The following is a 21,085-nucleotide window of genomic DNA, read 5'->3' as shown; positions in this document are numbered from 1 at the left end:
TGTCCACGAGCTTCGACACGCTTTCGGCTTCAGTATCGACGACCACGGGCTCCATCTCGACCAGCGTCGAATCGCTTTCGGCTTCCACTTCGACCTCTGTCAATTCGCTGTCTACCAGCGTCGATACGCTGTCGACATCCACTTCGACCGCAGTCAACTCGCTCTCAACGGCGACCGCGACCAGCGTTAGTTCCCTGTCGACGAGCGTCGATTCGCTTTCGACGTCGGCCTCGACGAGCGTTGCCTCGGTGTCCACGAGCGTCGGCTCGCTTTCGACCTCGGTGGATTCGATTTCGACAAGCGTAAGCACACTGTCCACAGCTGTCGATTCAGTGTCGACGAGTGTCAGCACGCTGTCCACGTCCGTGGATTCGCTTTCGACGTCGACATCGACGAGCGTTGCCTCGCTCTCGACGGGCGTGGACACGCTCTCGACCTCCACCTCTACGGCAGTCGCCTCGCTCTCCACCGGTGTCGATACGCTTTCCACTTCGATGTCCACGACGGTCGGGTCGCTTTCAACAGGTATCGACACACTGTCGGGATCGACGTCGACATCGGTGGCGTCGCTTTCCACCGGTCTCGCGAACGCCGTCCAGTATGACAACGCGGCCCACGACTCGGTCACGTTCGGCAACGCCGGCACGCCCGTGAAGCTTCACAACGTTGAGGACGGCGTTGTAGCAGCAGACAGCAAGGACGCGGTCAACGGTGGTCAGTTGTACAACTTGTCGTCATCCGTGTCGACGGGCATGACCTCGCTTTCGACCAACATCGACGGCATTTCGACCAGCGTCACGTCGCTGTCGACGAGCGTCGATTCAATCTCGACGGGCATGACCTCACTCTCGACCGGCGTCGCCAACTCGGTTCAATACGACGACGCTAACCACACGTCGGTTCGCTTGGGCGACACCGGCGCCGCCCCGGTCAAGCTGACGAACGTTGCCGATGGCGAAGTGGCTGCGGGCAGCAATGAAGCGGTGAACGGCGGGCAGTTGTTTACGCTCTCGACATCGGTATCGACGAGCATGACGTCACTTTCGACCGGCATTGCCAACGCGGTCCAATATGACGACGGCGACCACAAGACGGTCACGCTGGGCAATGTGGGTACGCCAGTCAAAATCAAGAACGTGGACGCAGGTGAAGTGAGCGCGGACAGCCTTGAAGCGGTGAATGGCAGCCAACTCTACAAAACTGCATCGAGCACGGCCGACGCCCTCGGCGGCGGTTCGACCGTAAATCAGGACGGCACCATCACTAAGCCGACGTACACGTTCCAGGACGGTAATACCTTCAAGAACGTCGGCGACGCCCTTACCAATCTCGACGGCCGCGTCACGCAGAACACGACCGACATCTCGACGATCAACGAGACGCTCAACAACATCAACACGGGCGGCGGCATCAAGTACTTCCACGCCAATTCGGTGCTGGAGGACTCCCAGGCCACGGGCGCGGAATCAGTGGCGATCGGCGGCAATGCTCAGGCTATCGCGAACAACTCGGTGGCGCTCGGCTCGAACTCGCTGGCGGATCGTGCAAACACCGTGTCGGTCGGATCGAAGGGCGCGGAACGTCAGATCACCAACGTGGCAGCCGGTACGCAGGATACCGATGCCGTCAACGTCTCGCAGTTGAAGGGCGCCGGTCTCATTAATGGAGACGGCACGACCAATACTTCCGTGACCTATGACCACAACGCGGACGGGTCGACCAACTACTCGAGCATCACGCTTGGCAATAACGTCGCAGGCGGCACGACAATCCACAATGTTGCTGCGGGCGTTGCGAGCGACGACGCGGTCAACGTCGACCAGATGAATGCCGCAATCGATCGCGTGACGAACATCGCCACGAGCGGTGGCAACCCAATGTTCGCCGCGCAAGGCGATGTCAACACTGAAGTCGCTAGCGCGACAGGCGTGCATTCCGTTGCCATGGGCGCGAACGCCAGCGCCACTGCGGACAATTCCGTCGCGCTCGGGGCTAACTCGGTGGCTGATCGAGTCAATACGGTTTCGGTCGGGTCTGCGGGTAACGAACGTCAGATCACGAACGTCGCGGCGGGCACGCAGAGTACCGATGCGGTCAATGTGAGTCAGTTGAATCTCGCTTCCACACAGGCGCAGAACTATACCGACTCGCGTATCGCGGGCGTGCAAGGCCAGATCAACAACATGGCGAAAGCGGCTTATGGCGGTATCGCGGCCGCGATGGCTTCCGCCGGACTGCCGCAGCCTACCGCTCCGGGCAAGACCATGGTCGCGTTGGCCGGCGCACGTTACGCCGGGGCCTCCGGCGCGGCACTCGGCATCTCTCATGTTACGCAAGACGAGAGTTGGGTAATCAAGGCTTCCGGCAATACAAGCAGTTCCGGAAATGTCGGCTTCACCATCGGAGCGGGGCATCAGTGGTAACGCCCGGTGCGTAAAGTGAAGTGAAGTGAAGTGAAGTGAAGTGAAGAAGGCCGACGCAGCATGGCGTGCGTCGGCCTTCACGCGTTATCGCGACAACGCAAAAATTTGCCTTACAATCGTTCCCTACTCTGACAAGCACGTCCAGCGTACACATGAACGAGCGTAAATCGCATGGTCTCGCCGACCGAATCTACAGCGATATCCTCAACAGCATCATGGAAGGCGAGTTCAAGGAAGGCGATCGTCTTCTGACAGAACACGCCCTTGCCGAACGCTTTGCGACCTCGCGCCCGACCGTGCGCGAGGCGTTGGCGCGACTGCGCGCGGACGGCATCATCGTCACGCGGCGCGGATCGGGCACCACTGTCGGTCGTCGTCCAGACCCGGATGTGCGGCGCTTCGCTCCGTTAGAAACGCTGTCAGACATTCGCCGATGCTACGAATTTCGCGTAGTCACGGAGGCAGGCGCAGCCGAGCTTGCCGCGCTTAAGGCGGATGACGACGACATCCGCGCCATCGAAGCCGCCTGGGAACAACTCGAACGCGTGGTGGAGGCGCAAGAAGGCATTGGCGCGAAAGACGACTTCGCGTTCCATCTTGCGGTCGCAAAGGCATCGAAGAATCAGTTCTTCATTACGGTGCTCTCGTTTATCGAGGAGCAGATTGTCTTCAGCATGAACCTGTCGCGAAACCTGTCGCTCGTGAAAACAGTCGAGCGGCAGCGTCTCGTCCAGCGCGAGCATCTGGATGTGCTCGATGCGATTCGTGCTCGCGATTCGTCACGAGCCGGCGAAGCTATGAAGTCGCATCTCGAAAATGCGCTGAATCGGATGTTCGGCAGTTAGGCGTAGATGTCATACGACCGTATCGATAGGTTAAAGGGGAAACCCTAGTTAACAGAAAAGTTGTTTGACAACTTTGGGGTGCCTTGCTACTTTCGATCGTTCCAGACGACTACCGCGAGGCGCCGTGAACATCCAACCGATTACCGTAAGCGAGTTTTCTGAGTCCGTCATGGCCGTGCCGCCGCTCGCACGAAATGTCGATTACTCGTTGAATCCTCATGCAAACCGCAAGTTGGTCGAGCATATAGAAGCGGGCGGCGTGCGCACGCTCCTATACGGCGGCAATGCGAATCTTTATCACGTTGCCGTGAGCGAGTACCGCGAGTTGCTTGACATGCTTGCCGAGATTGCGGGGCAAGAGACGCGCGTAATTCCCGCCATCGGTCCGGACTACGGAAAAATGCTCGACCAGGCGCACATTCTTTCGCAGACGGACTTCCGTACCGCGATGGTGCTCCCGCTTGCCGGATTCACGACGCCACAGGGCGTGGCGACGGGCCTCAAGCGCCTGGTCGATGCAGCCGGCATGCCGTTCACGCTCTATATCAAGAGCGAAGATTATGTCGATGTCGATACGCTCGCCGCACTCATCGATGACGGTACGTTGCTGGCCGTCAAGTACGCGATTGTGCGTGCCGATCCCGCCGTCGATCCGTATCTGCTCCGCCTGCTGCAAAGCGTTCCGGCCGCGAAAGTCGTGTCCGGTATGGGCGAGCGCCCGGCGATCGCCCACGTGCGTGAATTCGGGCTCGCTGCGTGGACAACGGGCTCGGGCTGCATTGCGCCTAACGCGGTGACGGCGTTGCTGCACGCCGTGAAAACCGGTCGCATGGACGAGACTCGCCAGCTTTATAACCGCTTCCTCCCGCTCGAAACCCTACGCGACGAAATCTCGCTCATCCGCGTCCTGCATGACGCCGTGACGCTCTCGGGCATCGCGGATATGGGGCCGCTTCTGCCGCTTCTGAGCGGCTCGCCCGAGGCGGCGTTGCCTGCCGTCGCAAAGGAAGCGCGCGACCTCGTTGAAATGGACCGCGCCATCGCGCGAGTGCGTAATGCGGCGCCTTCACGGGAAACGCCAGTTAAAAGCGGTTAAACAAGTCGCTCGGGGTATATCCCGAGAGCGCGCAGCAAACATCGGCAGACAAAGCGTCAACGCCTGTTTGACCCGGTCGGGAAACAAGATCTGCTTCCGTCGATTTGCTTGACATACGATGATCGCGTTAGCTATTTTTCAACTTCCGAAGTAAAAGGAAGCATTGCGCGGCTGCGCTGCAACGTGCGGAATCGCGAAGTATCGAAAAATCTGAGCAAGCAAACCCAGGCCGGGCACCAATAAAACAACCGGCCTTGCGAAAGACGTGAGGAGACGAAATGGCTTTCAAGGCAGACTGTCAGTGAAACTGGCGGCGGTATGCGTCGCCGTCAGCGCGATATTTGCGACGGGCGGGGCGAATGCGGCCGATCCGGTATCCATCAACATCGTCGACGTTGCGGGCAATCTTCAACTGACGCAGAAGGGGTTCGAAGCCTTCAAGGCGAAGTATCCCGATCTCGTTTCCAGCATCACCTTCACGAACGCGCCCGCGCCGCAGTTGCCGGGCAAGATCAAGGCGATGCAGGGCGCGGGCCGCTCGGACATCGACCTCGTCGTGACGGGCACGGATGCGCTCGCGGCCGGCATCCAGCAAGGTCTGTGGGAAAAGCTGCTGCCCGATAACGCCAAGGCGTTCCCCGGTGTGCTCGACAAGTACGCACCGGGTCCGCGCAAGATGCAGGACATCGCGCAAGGTTACGGCCTGGAAGTCACCTACATGCCCGCAGGTCCGCTGCTCGAATACAACCCCGCAAAGGTCACCGACGTGCCGAAGACGCCGGATCAACTGCTCGCGTGGTGCAAGGCGCATCCGAACAAGCTGATCTACGCGCGCCCGGCCAATTCCGGTCCCGGCCGTACCTTCCTCATGGGTCTGCCGTATGTGCTCGGCGACAAGGACCCGACCGATCCGGTCAACGGCTGGGACAAGACCTGGGCCTTCCTCAAGCAACTGAACGACTGTATTCCCTACTATCCGGGCGGCACGTCGGCGGTGATGAAGGAACTGGGCGAGGGCACGCGTGACATGACCGTGACCGTGACGGGCTGGGACATCAACCCGCGCGCGCTCGGCATCGTGCCGGCGGAATTCAAGGTGCAAGCCTTCGACAACATGACCTGGGTGAACGACGCCCACTACATGGTGATCCCGAAGGGCGTGCCCAAGGAAAAGCTCGACGTGCTCTACAAGCTGATGAACTTCATGCTCGAGCCCGCGCAGCAGGCACTGACATACGACGACGGCTATTTCTATCCCGGCCCCGCCGTGAAGGACGTGCCGCTGTCGGCCGCGCCCGCCAAGAGTCAGGAAGTGATTCAGAAGTTTGGCCGGCCGGAATATGCGAAGTTGCTTGCCGACCGTCCGCACGTCGTGCCGCTCAACGCGCAGGCGATGGTCGCCGCGTTCCAGAAATGGGACCGTGAAATCGGCGCGGCGAAAACGAAGTAAGCATCGACGCCAGGCATCGATACCGCGTCATTGATAAAGCGGCGGCGCTCCTCATCGGACGCCGCCGCTTCGCACAAGGGTTTCGCCATGAAGCATGATTTTGAGCAGTTGCGTCTCGACTCGGTCTCGCGCAGTTTCACCAATGCGGAAGGGCAGCAGCTCGCCGCGCTGAAAGGACTCGACCTGAACATCCAGCGCGGCGAGTTCATCGCGCTGCTCGGGCCTTCGGGTTGCGGCAAGTCGACGGCGCTGAACTGCATCGCCGGTTTGCAGCCTTTGACGGGCGGCGGCATCTGGCTGGACGACAAGCGTATCGACGTGTTGCCGCCCGAGAAGCGCGGCTTCGGCATGGTGTTTCAGAACTACGCGCTGTTTCCGCATATGTCGGTGCTGGATAACGTCGGCTTCGGCCTGAAGATGCGCGGCGTCGCGAAGGCGGAAGCCACCAAGCGCGCCAAGGCCGCATTGAATCTCGTGCAATTAATCGGGCACGACGCAAAGTTGCCCGGCCAGTTGTCAGGCGGCCAGCAGCAGCGCGTGGCGATTGCGCGCGCAATCGTGATCGAGCCGCCGCTCGTCCTGATGGACGAGCCCTTGTCCAATCTCGACACCAAGTTGCGGATCGAGATGCGCGCGGAAATCCGCCGCATTCACGGCAAGCTCGAACGCGCCACCATCTACGTGACGCACGATCAGGACGAAGCGCTGTCGATGGCCGACCGCATCGTCGTGATGAAAGAGGGGTCGGTGCAGCAAGTGGCCGCGCCGAAGGAAGTCTATTCGCGGCCGAAGAACCTGCATGTCGCGCGCTTCATGGGCTTTCGCAATGTCGTGCCGTTCACGCTCGAAGGCACGCAGGGCGAATCCGTCGCGGTCACCGCGAATGGCGTGCGCTTGCTCGGCATGCCGATGGAAGGCTTCGACAGCAAGAACGTCAGCGTCGCGCTGCGGCCCGAAGACATGGAACGCGCCGCACCCGGCGAGCCGAACGCGTTCGACGCGCTCGTCGAGATCGTCGAATACGGCGGCCGCGATTCGCTCGTCATCGTAAACACGGCGTTCGGCAAGCTGTGGGCGCGCATTGCGGGCGAGTACAGCGAAGGCGAGCGCATCACGTTGCGCGTTGCGCCTTCGAAGACGCTCGTGTACGGAGAAGACAAATGATCGCCACGCTTCCCGCTCAGCGCGATCCGAAGGGTTGGCTCGTCGCGCCGGCGCTGATTTTCATCGTCGCGCTCTTCATCTATCCGTTCGCCTACGGTCTCATGCTGTCGTTCAATCCAATGAACGGCGGCGGCGCGTGGGCCAACTACATCACGTTCTTCACCGATACGTCGATGTGGCCGACGATCATCGTGACGCTCAAGCTCGCGGTGCCGGCGACGCTCATCAACGTCGGCGTCTCGGTGCCGGTCGCATTTGCGTTGCGGCGCTCGTCGCCGTATCAGAAATTCGCGACCACGCTGCTCGTCATTCCGGTGACGCTCGGCACCGTGCTGATCGCGGATGGCATGCTGACGTACTTCAGCCCGAACGGCTGGTTCCCGCAAGCCGTGCAGGCGTTGCATCTCTATGGCGATGAAGTCCGGCTCACGCATAACTACTGGGGCGTGCTGATTTCGCTCATCGTGTCGGGCTTTCCGTTTGCGTTTTTGCTGACGCTTTCGTATGTGACGGGCATCGACCCGACGCTTGCGCGCGCGGCCGCCACGCTCGGCGCAAGTCCGTGGCAACAGTTCCGGCAGATCTACTTTCCGCTGTTGCTTCCCGGTCTCACGATGACCGCGTGCCTCTCGTTCGTGCAGGCGTTCTCGGTGTTTCCGTCGGCGGTGCTGCTCGGCGCGCCTGCGGGTCCCACGCGCGTGATCTCGATCGCCGCATCCGAAGCGGCGTTCGAGACTTACGATTACTCGCTGGCATCGACCATCGCCCTCGTCATGGGCTTCGTGCAGTTGCTCGTGGTGGGCGGCATGCTCGGCGCGCGGCGCTTCTTCTATACCGGTCCTGTCACCGGAGGGAAGGGATAATGGCTACCGACAATCGCGCGACCCAGAACTGGCCGGCCGCCACCCTCGGCGAAGGATCGAAGCCAGGCAAGAACATGAAACAACGCGCTAGCTTGCCCGACCGGTTGTGGAAAGCCCTCGTCTGGGCGACGATGGGTTTCTTCCTCTTGAACGTGCTGCTGCTGATTGCGACCGTCGCGGTGAATTCGGTCGCGACGCGCTGGTTCGGCACGCTCTTGCCGCAAGGTTTCACGCTGCACTGGTACGCGCAGGCGTGGAGCGACTTTCAATTGTCGAGTGTGCTGCTCGTCACGATGGAAGTGGTGGGTGCGGTCGTGCTGCTGTCCATCGTGCTGGGTGTGCCCGCTGCGTATGCGCTTGCGCGCGTGCAGTTTCCCGGCAAGCGCTTTGCCATGCTCGTGTTTCTGCTGCCGCTGATGGTGCCGCCCGTCACCTACGGCATTCCGATGGCTACCGTGATGTACAAGTTCCATCTCGCCGGCACGCTCACAGGCGTGATCCTCGCGAATCTGGTGCCCGCGCTGCCGTTCGTGATTCTTGTGATGACGCCGTTCATCGAGCAGATCGATCCGAATCTGGAATCGGCGGCGCGCATCTTCGGGGCGAACACGACGCGTTACTTTCGCTATGTTTTGCTGCCGCTGCTCGTGCCGGGCATGCTCGCGGCCGGTTTGCTCGTGCTCGTGCGCACCATCGGCATGTTCGAGCTGACGTTCTTCACGGCGGGACCGACCACGCAGACGCTCGTCGTCGCGCTCTACTACGCGGTGTTTTCGACAGGCGTGCGAGCGCCGCAATCCATCGACGCCATGGCGATGATCTACATGGCGATCACGCTGATCTGGGTGCTGATCGCGCTGCAGTTCGTGAGTCCGACGCAACTGGTTTCGCGCGTGAAGGAGCAGCGGCAGTGATGGGACCGCGTGATGTCGTGGCGCTCGCGGCCGAGCCGCGTCTGACGATTGCGAGTGGGCCGCATGTCATCGAAGTGGCGCCGTCGGCGGGCGGGCGCATCACGCGCTTCGCCACCGGATTCGCCGGCGGTCTGCAAGACTGGCTCGTGCCGATCACGCTTTCAGGCTGGCCCGCCGATACCTGGCCGAAAGGCGGCAGCTATCCGCTCGTGCCGTTTTCGAATCGCGTGCGCGATGCGCGCTTTCCGGCACCGGATGGCGAGCGTGTCGAGTTGTCGACGTTTCCGGGCATGGCGCACGCGCTGCATGGCTTCGGGCAATACGCGGCGTGGCAGGTCGAGCGCCATGACGCGGATTGCATCGTGATGCGTTATGTGCATCGCGAGGACGAGCATGGCTGGCCGTGGCCGTTCGAAGCGGAGCAGGTCATCCAGGCGAACGCCGAGGGTGCGCGGCTGTCGATGCGCGTGTTGAACCGTTCCGCGCGGCCGATGCCGGTCGGCATGGGTTTTCATCCGTATTTTGCGGCGCAGGAAGCCGAAATGGATGCGAGTATCGACTGGCGGCATGAAGGCGAGATTGCGGTCGAGCCATCGGGGGAAGCGCCAGCGCGCCGGCATCGACGAGAAGAGGAAGGGTACACGCGCTATCTGAGCGGATGGAGCGGCCGCGCGACGCTAAATTTCGCCGACGGCCGCACGCTTTCGCTCGACGCCGGCGACACGCTCGACCACGTCGTCGTGCATTGCCCGGCCGGTGCGGGCTATCTGTGCGTCGAGCCCGTGTCGCACGTGAGCGATGGTTTCAATCTCGACGCACGGGGCTTGCGCGGGACGGGCGTCGCCGTCATTGCGCCAGGTAGTGAAAAAGCGGTGTCGCTCGTGATGGCAACCGGCGTGAGCCGGGACGAACGCCCGGCCGGCGCCGGCGCCTGACGCGCGCCGCCACGGCGTGCCGCATGCGCGATGCATTGGCCGGCAACATGCCCCCGGCTAAAAGGCAAGCATCCCTGTTCATGCGGCACCTCCCGTTTCGAGCGTCAGCGTGTGGCCGGCGCGGAGAAAAATGCCTCGACCATTTCGACGATGCGCCACGTCGAACACGGTCTGCGGCAATGCGCGTCGAAGCCGGCTTCCTTCAGCGTCTGCACCGGATCGGCGGGTAAAACGTTGCTGAGGGCGACGAGCAGCCGCCCGGTGACATCGACGTCCATGCGCAGCGTGCGGATAAAGACGTAGCCGGACTCACTGTCCAGACTCGTATCGACGATGAGCGCCTGCGGCTTCCAGCTATTCACGAGCGCGCGCACCGACTTGAGATCCTGCGACAGAATGACCTGCAGGCCCTTCAGGCGAAGCTGTACGGCGAGCGATTCACCGATCGATTTATCCTTATGAGCCACCAGCACGCGCCGAGGCGCATCGCCCGTGTGAGCCCGCTTCATTCGCCACAACGCGAACTCCCGTTCGTTGTTGGCTTGACTGCTTGACATCTCATCCTCCCGGTCTTGGTTGATCTCTTGGTTGATTCGATGCCGAGCATTTTTGACCGGCCGTGCTTTGTCCAACACCCGGCACGGGTAGGGGTTCAGGGGATTTTGGGAGACTGCCGAATGTATCCCTGCGAAGGGAGGGTGGAAGTCAATCAGCGAACGCGTAATATCGGAACCGTTCTCGGAGCTTTGCAATGGAAAACGGTTATTTCAAAAATGTATTGCTGGTAGAGGACGAAGGGCTGACCAGGAGCGCGATGAAAAGTCTCATCCTGGCGAACGAGCCTTTGCTTGAAATCGACGAAGCGGACGGTTTCGAGCAGGCTAAGGCCAAGTTGTCGGCCAACTCGTATGACCTGATGTTTCTCGACTACCACTTGCGCGGTCAGACCACGGGTATGGATTTGCTCAACTGGATCCGCGAGGAAGATCGCGAAATTCAGACGGTCATGCTTTCAGCCCAGGACGACCGCGATACGGTGCTCGAGTGCATCAAGAACGGCGCGTGCGGATTCATTTCCAAGGGTAGCGAACAGGGCGCGGGCGTGTTCCGCGAGGCGCTCAAGACTATCCTGAACGGCCGCGTCTATCTGCCGAACACGGTACTCGGCAAGGGCGGTCATAGTCCGCGTCCGGTCACGCCTCACGCTGGGATTACCGTCGAATCGCTGGACTTGCCGCCACGACTTACCGAAACCTTGCGGTATTTACTGCAGGGCCTATCGAATAAGGCGATTGCGCGGAAGATGAATATCAGCGAAAACACGGCGAAAGAGTATTCCAGCGACTTGCTGGCGCGCTTTCACGTCACGCGGCGCACGTTCCTCATCGTGGAAATGGCGCGGCGAGGAATCGAGATGCCGATGAGCAATACGTCGTCGGCTTCCTGAGGCGGTTCTCTGCCAATACTGCGCGGGCGCACTGAGAGGGCGTCCGCGTCGTCGTTTGGGTTTGGGAAAATCCGTCGCAAAAGCGCCGCGTCCCCATTTCTCAAAATTCGGACGAATCCGACGACGGTGTTAAGGTAGAGCCCGTTTATTTCAAGACGGGAATCTGCAGGTGAATAGCGGTTCGAGATTCAGCACACTCCGGCGCGGCGGCGCAGCTTACGCGGTAGCGATGGCGCTGGCCTTGGCACTTGGCGCTTGCGCGCCCCTTCCGCAACAGGCCGATGCCGATGCGGCCGCCGCGGCATCTGCCGCGTCCGCGGCTCAGGCAGCACAGGCGGCGCGTGCTGCCGCCAAGCCCGTGGCACCGTCCCCGCCGGGCGAGCAGCGTATCGTGATCGGCGGCACGAGCGGGTTCCACACGACCGTGAAGACCACGCCGCCCTCGCAAGTCTGCGATACCGACGCTTTCGCCGACGGCGTGCGCTACGGCTACGCGCTCACCTGGAATCGGCTCATCGCTGAGGCGGCGCGCAGCGGTGGCCGCGTCGACAAGCGCAAATTCGATGCATCCGCCGTGCACTCGCAGGACGACCAGTACAAGATCCAGTGGGACGGCAAGGAGCGTACTAACGCGTGCGCGTCGGATGGTTATCTGATTGGACGCATCGTCGGCACGCACCTCGCAGGCTTGAATCTGCGCGACGGCAAGCCGTCTTGAACGCCTTCTAGTTGCTTAGTCGCAAAGGTGGGCCGCAGTCACATAGCGGCTCGCGACCGCGATATCCCCGTAAATCGTGTAGCCGGTGCCGCCCGCGGATTGTTGCGCGACGGCCAGCACCGTCGATGCACCGCCTTTTCCCGCCACCGAAACCGCTTCGGTATCCGCGCTCAGCGAGTATTCGCGTACGCGCCCGCCAATCGGCATCCACCTGGCCTTGGCGCATTCCACGAAGTCGTAGGGCGCGCGCTGCGAGGTGCCAGAACCGATCGGCACGGTCTTAATGAGGGCGTCGTCCGTGCTTGCGCAGGATGCGAGGACGAGGGCAAAACACGTTGCTGCACAGGTTGTGACAATTTTTCTCATAATTCCGATGACTTTCTCTGCAGTATCCGCTTAATCTGCGCCCCGTGCGCCGAAACTGGCGTGCCGATGCGGTGGCCGTCGATCGTAACCGCAAGGCTGACGAACCGTAAACCCGCCAGTTCTTGCTATTCGAGCATGGTCGGCCGCTTGCAAAACCGCTCCAGCTCACGATTTCCACGTTCTTACCCGTGGTTGTCCCAATATTAGTCAAGTTGGGTCAACCGTCGCCGTTATACAGGCGTTTCTCGCTCTGAAGCCTTTTGTATGGCGCGAGCACGGGCGGCAAGTGTAGACGAGCCGAACGAGCGCTGCGACCGCGCAAGGTTGCGTGGTTCCCGATAACGATGATCAGCGCTCGCGCCGGGCAGTATTCCTGCCCACGCGAGCGCGGGCAAGTTCCAAAGAACGCATGTCTCGCAGAAAGTTGTTCTCCCGGCTTCGCGCCACGTCGATGCCCGCTCGTTTCAGCGGCATCGTTTCCGATCCTCAGCGGCTCGCCGCGCCTGCGCTCACGGTAATCGTCGGCGTGTTGCTGCTCGTGGTCTTCGAGCATCTTTCGCGCGCGGTCAATTATCAGTCGGTGATGCACGCGCTGCGAGCGACGACGCCGCAGGCGTGGCTCGCGGCGCTTTGCGCGACCGCGCTCAGTTTCGCCGCGCTCGTGGGACGCGACGCCGTCGGTTTGCGGCACATTGGCGTGAGCGTGCCGCGTTCGCTTCTGTGGGTCGGCGCGACGGTGGGATCGGCGCTCGGCAACGTGACCGGCTTCGGCGCGCTGACGGGTGGCGCCGTGCGCTGCCGCGTGTACGGTGCGGCCGATGTCACGCCGGCTCAGGTTGGCCGCCTTTCGGTCTTCACGGGCGTCACGCTCGCTTTGTCGCTCGCCTTCATGGCTGCGGCCGGCATGCTGTTCTCGGCGGGCACGCTTGCCGGCATGATGCATCTTTCGCCGACGATCCTGCAGATCATCGGCGCCGCGCTGCTCGCCGTGTTCGTCGCGATGCTCGTCTTTTGCGGCCGCGCGCCGCGCACCTTGCAGTCGCGCTGGAAGTGGCTCGCGTTCACGGTGCCGTCGCGCCGCGATTTCTTGGCGCAAACGGCGCTTGCCGTCGTCGATGTGTTCGGCGCCGGTCTCGCACTGTGGGCGCTGTTGCCGGGCGCGCAGGTCGGCTTCGGCGAATTCATGACGGTGTTTTCGGCGGCCATGTTGCTCGGCATGATCGGTCATACGCCGGGCGGCGTGGGCGTATTCGAAGCCGCGATGGTTTTCGCGCTCGGCAGCAGCGCCCGGACGCCGGACGTGCTCGCCGCGTTGCTCGCGTATCGTGCGATCTACTTCGGCCTGCCGCTGATCCTCTCCGCCGGTGTGATGACCGCGTTCGAAGGCCGCGCGCTCAAGGGCCGCTTCGGCTTCCTGCGTCCGAGCCGCGTTTCGCAACTCGCGCCGCTGTTTCTGTCGATCGTGACCTTCGCGGCTGGCTCCATGCTCGTCATCTCCGGCGCCACGCCCGCTTTCAAGATCCGCATCGCGTTCTTGCAGACCGTGCTGCCGCTGTGGGTGCTGGAGAGCTCGCAGCTGCTCGGCAGCGTGCTCGGCGTGCTCCTGTTGTTCGTCGCGCGCGGCCTGATGCGCCGTCTCGATGCGGCGTGGTGGCTCGCGCTCATGCTCGCGGTGGCGAATCTGGCGCTGTCCCTCGCGAAGGGTCTCGCGTTCGTCGAGGCAGGCGTGCTCGCGGTCCTGATCCTCCTGCTCGTCGCGACACGCGAGCGGTTCAACCGCCGCTCGTCGCTGTTCGCCGAGCGCTTCACGGCGACTTGGCTGTTTTCTATCGGCATGGTGATCGCGGTTGCCGTGTGGATCATGTTCTTCGCTTTCCGCGACGTCGCCTACAACACCGATCTCTGGTGGCAGTTCGCTTTCGACGACCGCGCGCCTCGCGCCTTGCGTGCAACGCTCGCGGCGGGCGTGTTCGCGTCGGCGTTCGCGGTGTGGCAACTGCTGCGTCCGGCGGCAGGCCGTTTCGAGAAGCCCGCGCCGCAAGATCTCGCCGATGCCGCGCGCATCTTCCGCGCGCAGGAGCGCAGCGACGCCGGTCTCGCGATGATGGGCGACAAGAGCTTTCTCTTCTCCGAGTCGCGCCAGGCTTTCCTGATGTATGCGAAACATGGCCGCACGTGGGCTGCGCTGCACGACCCGGTCGGGCCGCGCCACGAGTGGGCCGCGTTGATCCGTCAATTCGTCGCGCTCGCGCATTCGCACAACGGCCGCGCGGCGTTCTACCAGGTGCGCGCCGATGCCTTGCCGCTCTATCTCAACGCCGGCCTCACGCTGATGAAGCTCGGCGAGGAAGCGCACGTCGCGTTGTCGGAATTCGATCTGAAGGGCTCGCATCGGTCGCATCTGCGTTATGCGTTGAAGCGCGGCGAACGTGATGGCTTCGATACCGAAGTGATCGATCCGTCGCGTGTCGCCGAATGCATGCCGATGCTGCGCACCATCTCCGACGACTGGCTCGACAGCCGTTCCGCGCGCGAAAAAAGCTTCTCGGTGGCGGCGTTCAACGAGGATTATCTGGCGGCGCAGTCCGTGTTGCTCGTGCGTCAGCAGGGCGCGCCGGTCGCCTTCGTCACCTTCATGACGACGGACATGAACACCGAAGCGACCGTCGGCGTGATGCGCCATGTCGCCGAGGCTTCGCCGTACGCGATGGAATATCTCTTCACCAAGCTCGCGCTGCATTTGAAGGAAGCGGGCTTCAAGTCGCTGTCGCTCGGTATCGCGCCGCTGTCGGGGATGGAGCCGACGCCGCTGGCATCGCACTGGCATCGGCTGGCGGGCCTTGTGTGGCGTTTCGGCGGGCGCTTCTACAACTTCCGCGGTCTGCGCGGATTCAAAAGCAAGTTCCAGCCGCGCTGGGAACCGCGTTACCTCGCGGCGTCCGGTTCGGTTGGCGTATTTTTCACTTTGGCGGACCTCTCGCTTCTGGCGGGAGGCTGGCGTTCATGATTTTGAATAGCAAGAAACTGATTGCGGCGGCGCTTGCCGGCATGTCGCTGCTGGGCGCGGCTCACGCGGCATCCACGATTTCGGGTGGCACTTATGGCCAGGTCACGCTCACCAAGCCTTCGGGCGACATGACCGGCTTCGTCGTCTTGTTTTCCGAGAAAAGCGGCTGGAATGCGAGCGATCAGCAAGCCGCCGATGCGCTCGCCGCGAAAGGCGCGATGGTCGTCGGCGTCGATACGCCGCGCTACGCCGCCCGCCTGACCGCGGAAAAAGAGAAGTGCCATAACCTCGTCGGCGACGCCGAGAGCATGAGCCATCAACTCGAACGCACGGTGCAGGCGAGCCACTATTACTCGCCTATTTTCGCGGGCACGGGCCAAGGCGCGATTCTCGCCGAGCAGGCGCTCAAGCAGGCGCCGGACAATACGGTTGCGGGCGCGATATCGCTTGCGCCGGATACTCAACTCGACGCGCGCTTCAATCCGTGTCCGCCCGACCCGACCATCATCCACGCGAAGGGTTTGCCGGGCTTCATGGCGCGCGATGCGGTGCGGCCGGGCCGCGGCAAATCCGATGCGATCGTCGCGATGGCGGCGCCGCATCTGAAGAAGGCGGAAGTCGCGGGCGAGCATGACGTGTCCGATCTGCCGCTGATCGAGTTGCGCGCCGCGCAGCCGACGGATCTGCTCGCCATCGTCATTTCCGGCGATGGCGGCTGGCGCGATCTCGACAAGACGATGGCGCTTGCGCTACAGCGCGATGGCGTGTCGGTGATCGGCATCGATTCGCTGCGCTATTTCTGGAGCGAGAAGTCGCCGCAGCAAACGGCGGCAGATATCGCGCGCGTGGTTCGCACTTACAACGCGCGCTGGCATACGAGCCATGTGGCGCTGGTTGGCTATTCGTTCGGCGCGGACGTCATGCCGTTTGCCTACAACCGTTTGCCGGACGACGTACGCGATCAGGTTTCGTATGTCTCGCTGATGGGTTTTTCGCCGTCGGCGGATTTTCAGATTCGCGTGACGGGTTGGCTCGGCATGCCGGCAAGCGATAAGGCGCTCAAGGTACGGCCCGAACTCAACAAGCTGCCGCCGGCGCTCGTGCAGTGTATCTACGGCGAGAAGGAGGAAGATACGCTGTGTCCGTCGCTGACGAAGACGGGGATCGAGGTGGTGAAGCTGCCAGGCGATCATCATTTCGGCGGCGACTACGATGCCTTGGCGCGGCGCATTCTCGCGGGATGGCGTAAGCAGATCGCGGCGCGAGGGGAGCAGGCGCAGACGGCTTCGCGGTAGGCGGGTCGTTCGAGTTTGGTTTGAAAAGCCGAAGCGCGATGGGTCGCGTTTCGGCTTTTTTGCGTTTGCGGGCTGCGCTCTTGATTAATGCGGGCGCTTCGTTCGAGTTCGCTCGTTGGTGCGGTTCGAGAGTCAGGGCGCAAGGCAAGCGCCAGTTTCCCGAGCGTCGTCGTTCACGAGTCAGCGTCATCGTCTACCATGACCGGACCCTACACGCGGAGTCCGGCATGTCTCTCATCGATCATCTCGACCATCTCGTCCTCACCTGTGTCGACGTGGAGGCGACCAAACGCTTTTATGTCGATGTGCTGCAGATGAAGCTCGAAAGCTTCGGCGCGGACCGTCTCGCGTTTCACTTCGGCAATCAGAAAATCAATCTGCACGTGCGCGGTTCCGAATTCGAACCGAAGGCGCATCTGCCGGTGCCGGGCGCGCTCGATCTGTGCTTCATCGCCGCCGTGCCGCTCGACCGGGTGATCGAACGGCTCGCGCAGATGAACGTGCCGATCATCGAAGGTCCGGTCGAACGAACCGGCGCGACGCAAAAATTGCGCTCGGTCTATGTGCGCGATCCGGACTACAACCTGATCGAGATTTCCGAACTCATTTGAGCGGACCGAGATAGTCCAGCTTGCCGATAGGCGCGCCGAGGTGACGCAGGATGTCGTGCGTCGTCACGACATGGAAGTAGAAATTCGGCAGGCCGAAGCCGAAGAGATAATCGACGCCTGAAAACGATGGTTCGAAGTTGGGAAACTTCATCGTGACGGTGCGCGTTTCGCTGTCGGCCAGTGTCTCTTGCTGGATGCTCTTCAGAAACACGATGGTCTTCGCGATGCGCTCTTGCAAAGCGGCAAAGCTGTCTTCGTTGTCTTCGAAACGCGGAGCTTCCGCGCCTGAAAGACGCGCGGCGGAAAGCTTGGCCGTATCGCTTGCACGCTGAATCTGCGCGGCGAGCGGCAGCATGTCGGGGGCGAGACGCGCGTTGATTACATCGGCGTGGGTGAGGCCTTTTTCATCGGCGAAGGCGGCGCCTTTTTCCAGCAGGCTGGCGCAGACTTCGAGTCCGCGAATGAACACGGGAATCGACGCGCGATACATCGAGAGTGACATGGGAGAGCGCTCCTTTTTTGGTTTGTGATGCGGGTGGGGCTAGGGTAGGCGTTTTCGAGTTGCCTCAATCATGGCCGCCGCGCCGAGTATGTCGGCGGGGCATAAGCATAGCGCTGTGAGGTGCGGGCTGCTGAAGTGAATCGGCGAGCCGGCTTGGTCCGTCGTGTTGCGGACATGAAAGCTCGAACGGCTGGTTACGACGCTTTCCATGAACGGCGATTCGGCCTGCCACGCCGCCAGAACCGCCTTCTCACCCAGACGCCTCACCCTGTCTTGCGTTCCACTCCCGAAGTCGTTCTTCGTAACGCTCCAGCGCTTCTTCATAAAGATCGAACACGCAAGGATGGCAGCCGCTTTGGCAGCAGTCTTCCGGCAATGGACGTTCGGGGGCGCAGGGCGCGGGTCGTCGGTAGGGGGGCATCTCTCGCTGTGGGGAATCTCACCGGGTCATTGTGCATTGCATGTTGCATGCAACATGCCGCATGCAAGATGCTTCGTCACCCAGGAGCGCACGGTCGTCTAAATTTTGGCGGCGGCCTGCGAACGCCGAATGCGATACTTTCGCGCGAGGCATTCTAAAAACCGCGTCGATCGGACACAGGATTCTCCCGATGAACCAGACCGTCAGGCATGCGATTTCTGGTGCGCTCCTAAGCGTGTTGCTGGCCGCGTGCAGCGCGCCTCAGTCCGATGCGGGGCGAGCGCAAACCGCGCAATCGACGCAAGCCGGAAACACAGCGTATAGCGCGGAGATCCGCCGCACGGAGTCAGGCATCCCGCACGTACGCGCGGCGGATTGGGGCAGTCTCGGCTTCGGTTTCGGCTATGCGCAAGCCGAAGACAACCTGTGCACGCTCGCCGATGCCTTCGTCACCTATCGCGGCGAGCGCTCGGCCTCGTTCGGCGCGGATGCGCGTCCGCCAGCGATGTCGACGTTCGGTCAGCCGCGCAACCTCGATGCCGATTTCTTCTTCCGCATGGTTATCGATCAGGCCGCCGTCGAACGCTATCGCGCGGCGCAAGCCGTCGACCTGCGCGATCTGATCGATGGCTTCGCTTCCGGTTACAACCGCTATCTCGCCGATTTGAACGCGGGCAATTTTCCGAAGTTGCATGCTGCATGCAAAGGCAAGCTGTGGGTCGACAAAATCACATCGGACGATATTTACCGTCGGCTGATCGCGGCGAATCTCGCGGGCGGATCGACGCGCTTCGTGCAGGCGATTACGGCGGCGCAACCCCCGAAGCCGGGGGCGACGCCGCGCGGGGAGACAGCGCCGGACGCGGCGCCGGCGACAAGCAGTACATCGGCTGGTCCGCTGGATGAAAGCGGCGGGCGAATCGCGCTAACGCCATCTCCGGTGAACAAGGGCGCTCTGCTTGCTGCCGCCAGTTCGCGAATATTGCCGCGCTATCTCGGCGGCGAAGGTCCAGGCATGAGCAATGACGCAGCATCCGGCACTCCGCTTCATGCCACAAAATCGCACGATTTTTCGGGCTATTCCGCCGGTGACAATCCCGGCATTGGCACTCAAGCACCCGCATTCGGCACTCCGTTCCACGCCAACAACGCGCTCGATGCCCTGCGCTATCCCATCGGCGAAAACCCCGGCATCGGCAGCAATGCACTCGCATTCGGCGCGCCGGTAACGAGCGACCAACGCAGCATCCTCTTCGGCAATCCGCACTGGTTCTGGCGCGGCCCGGACCGCTTCTATCAGGCGCAACTGACCATCCCCGGACGCGTGAATGTGGCCGGCGTGTCGTTTCTCGGCGTGCCGCTCATCGTGCTCGGCTTCAACGAGAACATCGCGTGGACGCATACCGTATCGAGCGCGCGCCGCTTCGGCATCTTCCAGTTGACGCTCGATCCCGCCGATTCCACGCATTACATGTTCGATGGTCGAAGCCAGCCGATGACGCCCGTGCCGCTCACCGTCCGCGCGCTTCGCGCCGATGGCACGATCGAATCCGTCACGCGCACGCTGTATCGAACGCGCTTCGGTCCGGTGATGGACCTGTCCGCGCTTTCGCCGGCACTTGGATGGAACACGCAGCGGGCCTATGCGCTCGCCGATGTCAACGCCGACAACGCGCGCGCCTTCCAGAACTTCTTTGCTTGGAACCAGGCGCGCTCGCTCGAGGATTTCATGGCGATCCAGAAGCGCTATGCGGCGATGCCGTGGGCCAACACGCTCGCGATCGGCCGCAACGACGCGCGCGTCTGGTTCGCCGACATCGGCGCGATCCCCGACGTGCCCGACGCGCTCGCCGATGCATGCACGCCGCCCGCCGGCCGCGCGCTCGCGAGCCGTATGCCGGGCGTGCCGTTCCTCGACGGTTCGAAGAGCGCCTGCGCGTGGCGCGCGGATGGATCGAGCGTGCAGCAGGGCGCGCTGCCGGTCGCGCAAATGGCGAGCGTCGTGCGCGGCGATTACGTCGGCAACTTCAACGACAGCTACTGGCTCACCAACGCGAACGCGCCGCTCACGGGCCTTGCGCGCGTGGCCGGAGCGACGCGTTACGAGCAGTCGCTGCGCACGCGTTACGGCCATCTGCTCGCGGCGCGGCTGCAGCGCGAGCCGGGCGGCATCACGCGAGACGCGCTGGAAACCGCGGTGCTGGCTACCGGCTCGATGTCGGAGAGACTGTATCGCCAACCGCTGCTCGATGCCGTGTGCAACGGCAACGACGCGCAATACGCTTTGCATGATGCATGCGAAGTGCTGCGCAGCTGGAACGGTTCATCGGATATCGATGCACGCGGCGCGAACCTCTGGGACGAGTTCTGGCAACGCGTGACGCGCCTCGCGCCCGAGCGCCTCTACGCGACGCCCTTCAGCCCCGACAAGCCGCTCGATACGCCGAGCGGCTTCAACATCGACAATCCCGCCGTCGTGCAGGATCTGCGACAGGCGCTCGGCGGCGCGGCGCTCGCGCTCCGGCTGAACGGTTTCGCGCTCGATTCGCGGCGCGGCGACATTTTGTATACCACGCGCGCGGGCGAACGCGTGCCGCTCTACGGCGGTTGCGACGAAGCGGGCTACTTTACGGTGGTATGCGCGCGGCGTCCGCTGGACGCGAAGGGGTATCCGATGGACGCGAACGGTCAGGGCGACAGCTACGTACAAGTCGTCTCGTTCGCGGCCGATGGCCCGGGCGGCGTGGAGGCCGACACGCTGCTGTCGCATTCCGAGTCCGACGATCCCGCTTCGCCGCACTCGGCCGATGCCACGCGTCTTTTCTCGGCGAAACAGTGGGCGCGCTTTCCGTTCACCGATCAGGCGATCGAAGCCGATCCAGCCGTTTCGCGCACCGTAATCACGGGAACGCGCTATTGATCATACATATTGATAAAAATTGCATGATTGCCGCACGATCAAAGGCATGGGCGCAAAAGGGCCGCGAAACCCGTCTATGATGAAGGTTTTGCCCGCCTGGACACACGC

Annotated in this window: 18 protein-coding genes; 14 read left to right on the top strand and 4 right to left on the bottom strand. The window is 62.5% G+C overall.

From position 1 onward, the window contains the following. The first annotated feature begins 650 nt into the window (after positions 1–650). The 8 genes from P9292_RS18410 (at position 651) to P9292_RS18375 (ending at position 9,690) form a co-directional block, all read left to right on the top strand. Positions 651–2,423 (top strand): YadA family autotransporter adhesin, encoded by a 1,773-nt coding sequence (locus tag P9292_RS18410; protein WP_309960535.1) that lies wholly within the window; start codon positions 651–653, stop codon positions 2,421–2,423. A 152-nt stretch (positions 2,424–2,575) separates the two neighbouring features. Continuing rightward, a complete protein-coding gene (locus P9292_RS18405) occupies positions 2,576–3,268 on the top strand; it encodes a FadR/GntR family transcriptional regulator (RefSeq protein ID WP_244828317.1) in 693 nt (230 codons plus the stop codon). A gap of 124 nt (positions 3,269–3,392) precedes the next feature. Further along, positions 3,393–4,364, top strand: a complete 972-nt coding sequence (locus tag P9292_RS18400; protein ID WP_409015174.1) for a dihydrodipicolinate synthase family protein — start codon at positions 3,393–3,395, stop codon at positions 4,362–4,364. Between the two features lie 307 nt (positions 4,365–4,671). Then, positions 4,672–5,814, top strand: a complete 1,143-nt coding sequence (locus tag P9292_RS18395) for an ABC transporter substrate-binding protein (RefSeq protein WP_409015391.1) — start codon at positions 4,672–4,674, stop codon at positions 5,812–5,814. Between the two features lie 87 nt (positions 5,815–5,901). After that, on the top strand, positions 5,902–6,978 hold the full coding sequence (locus P9292_RS18390) for an ABC transporter ATP-binding protein (protein ID WP_244828315.1): 1,077 nt from the start codon (positions 5,902–5,904) through the stop codon (positions 6,976–6,978). Then, the gene (locus P9292_RS18385) at positions 6,975–7,841 is read left to right on the top strand and encodes a sugar ABC transporter permease (protein ID WP_309960533.1); all 867 of its coding nucleotides are present in this window, start codon (positions 6,975–6,977) and stop codon (positions 7,839–7,841) included. Before P9292_RS18390 ends, P9292_RS18385 begins: the two co-directional genes overlap by 4 nt. Continuing rightward, a complete protein-coding gene (locus tag P9292_RS18380; protein ID WP_244828313.1) occupies positions 7,841–8,755 on the top strand; it encodes an ABC transporter permease in 915 nt (304 codons plus the stop codon). The genes P9292_RS18385 and P9292_RS18380 overlap by 1 nt, the downstream gene beginning before the upstream one ends. Continuing rightward, complete coding sequence (locus P9292_RS18375; protein ID WP_309960531.1) at positions 8,755–9,690, top strand: aldose epimerase; 936 nt, start codon at positions 8,755–8,757, stop codon at positions 9,688–9,690. Before P9292_RS18380 ends, P9292_RS18375 begins: the two co-directional genes overlap by 1 nt. A 104-nt stretch (positions 9,691–9,794) precedes the next feature. On the opposite strand, the gene P9292_RS18370 is transcribed toward P9292_RS18375, so the two are convergent. Then, positions 9,795–10,247 carry a histidine kinase gene (locus P9292_RS18370; protein ID WP_244828312.1) on the bottom strand — a complete coding sequence of 151 codons (453 nt, stop codon included), beginning with the start codon at positions 10,245–10,247 and terminating at the stop codon, positions 9,795–9,797. Between the two features lie 194 nt (positions 10,248–10,441). On the opposite strand from P9292_RS18370, the gene P9292_RS18365 reads away from it, so the two are divergent. Together P9292_RS18365 and P9292_RS18360 are read left to right on the top strand one after the other, a co-directional pair. Further along, positions 10,442–11,137 carry a response regulator transcription factor gene (locus P9292_RS18365; RefSeq protein WP_284503325.1) on the top strand — a complete coding sequence of 232 codons (696 nt, stop codon included), beginning with the start codon at positions 10,442–10,444 and terminating at the stop codon, positions 11,135–11,137. 229 nt (positions 11,138–11,366) lie between these two features. Continuing rightward, the gene (locus P9292_RS18360; protein WP_309960530.1) at positions 11,367–11,855 is read left to right on the top strand and encodes a hypothetical protein; all 489 of its coding nucleotides are present in this window, start codon (positions 11,367–11,369) and stop codon (positions 11,853–11,855) included. 15 nt (positions 11,856–11,870) lie between these two features. On the opposite strand, the gene P9292_RS18355 is transcribed toward P9292_RS18360, so the two are convergent. Beyond that, a complete protein-coding gene (locus tag P9292_RS18355; protein WP_250466865.1) occupies positions 11,871–12,131 on the bottom strand; it encodes a hypothetical protein in 261 nt (86 codons plus the stop codon). Positions 12,132–12,630: 499 nt separating this feature from the next. On the opposite strand from P9292_RS18355, the gene mprF reads away from it, so the two are divergent. The 3 genes from mprF to P9292_RS18340 all read left to right on the top strand — a co-directional run bounded on the left by mprF (position 12,631) and on the right by P9292_RS18340 (position 17,134). Next, complete coding sequence (gene mprF, locus P9292_RS18350; protein WP_309960527.1) at positions 12,631–15,228, top strand: bifunctional lysylphosphatidylglycerol flippase/synthetase MprF; 2,598 nt, start codon at positions 12,631–12,633, stop codon at positions 15,226–15,228. Then, the gene (locus P9292_RS18345; protein WP_409015173.1) at positions 15,225–16,523 is read left to right on the top strand and encodes a virulence factor family protein; all 1,299 of its coding nucleotides are present in this window, start codon (positions 15,225–15,227) and stop codon (positions 16,521–16,523) included. The genes mprF and P9292_RS18345 overlap by 4 nt, the downstream gene beginning before the upstream one ends. A 227-nt stretch (positions 16,524–16,750) precedes the next feature. Then, on the top strand, positions 16,751–17,134 hold the full coding sequence (locus tag P9292_RS18340) for a VOC family protein (protein WP_309960525.1): 384 nt from the start codon (positions 16,751–16,753) through the stop codon (positions 17,132–17,134). On the opposite strand, the gene P9292_RS18335 is transcribed toward P9292_RS18340, so the two are convergent. After that, positions 17,127–17,636, bottom strand: coding sequence for a DUF1993 family protein (locus P9292_RS18335; protein ID WP_250466872.1), 510 nt, complete (start codon positions 17,634–17,636; stop codon positions 17,127–17,129). The genes P9292_RS18340 and P9292_RS18335 overlap by 8 nt on opposite strands. Before the next feature lie 250 nt (positions 17,637–17,886). Then, on the bottom strand, positions 17,887–18,057 hold the full coding sequence (locus P9292_RS18330) for an oxidoreductase-like domain-containing protein (protein WP_309960523.1): 171 nt from the start codon (positions 18,055–18,057) through the stop codon (positions 17,887–17,889). A gap of 190 nt (positions 18,058–18,247) precedes the next feature. Here P9292_RS18330 and P9292_RS18325 point away from each other — a divergent pair, with 190 nt between their 5' ends. Next, a complete protein-coding gene (locus tag P9292_RS18325; protein ID WP_309960521.1) occupies positions 18,248–20,977 on the top strand; it encodes a penicillin acylase family protein in 2,730 nt (909 codons plus the stop codon). Positions 20,978–21,085 lie beyond the last annotated feature (108 nt).

It is taken from the genome of Caballeronia sp. LZ001, from assembly GCF_031450875.1.
Taxonomy (GTDB): Bacteria; Pseudomonadota; Gammaproteobacteria; order Burkholderiales; family Burkholderiaceae; genus Caballeronia.
The sequence above is the reverse complement of the archived record's forward strand: the minus strand, read 5'-3'. Positions and strand labels throughout refer to the sequence as shown.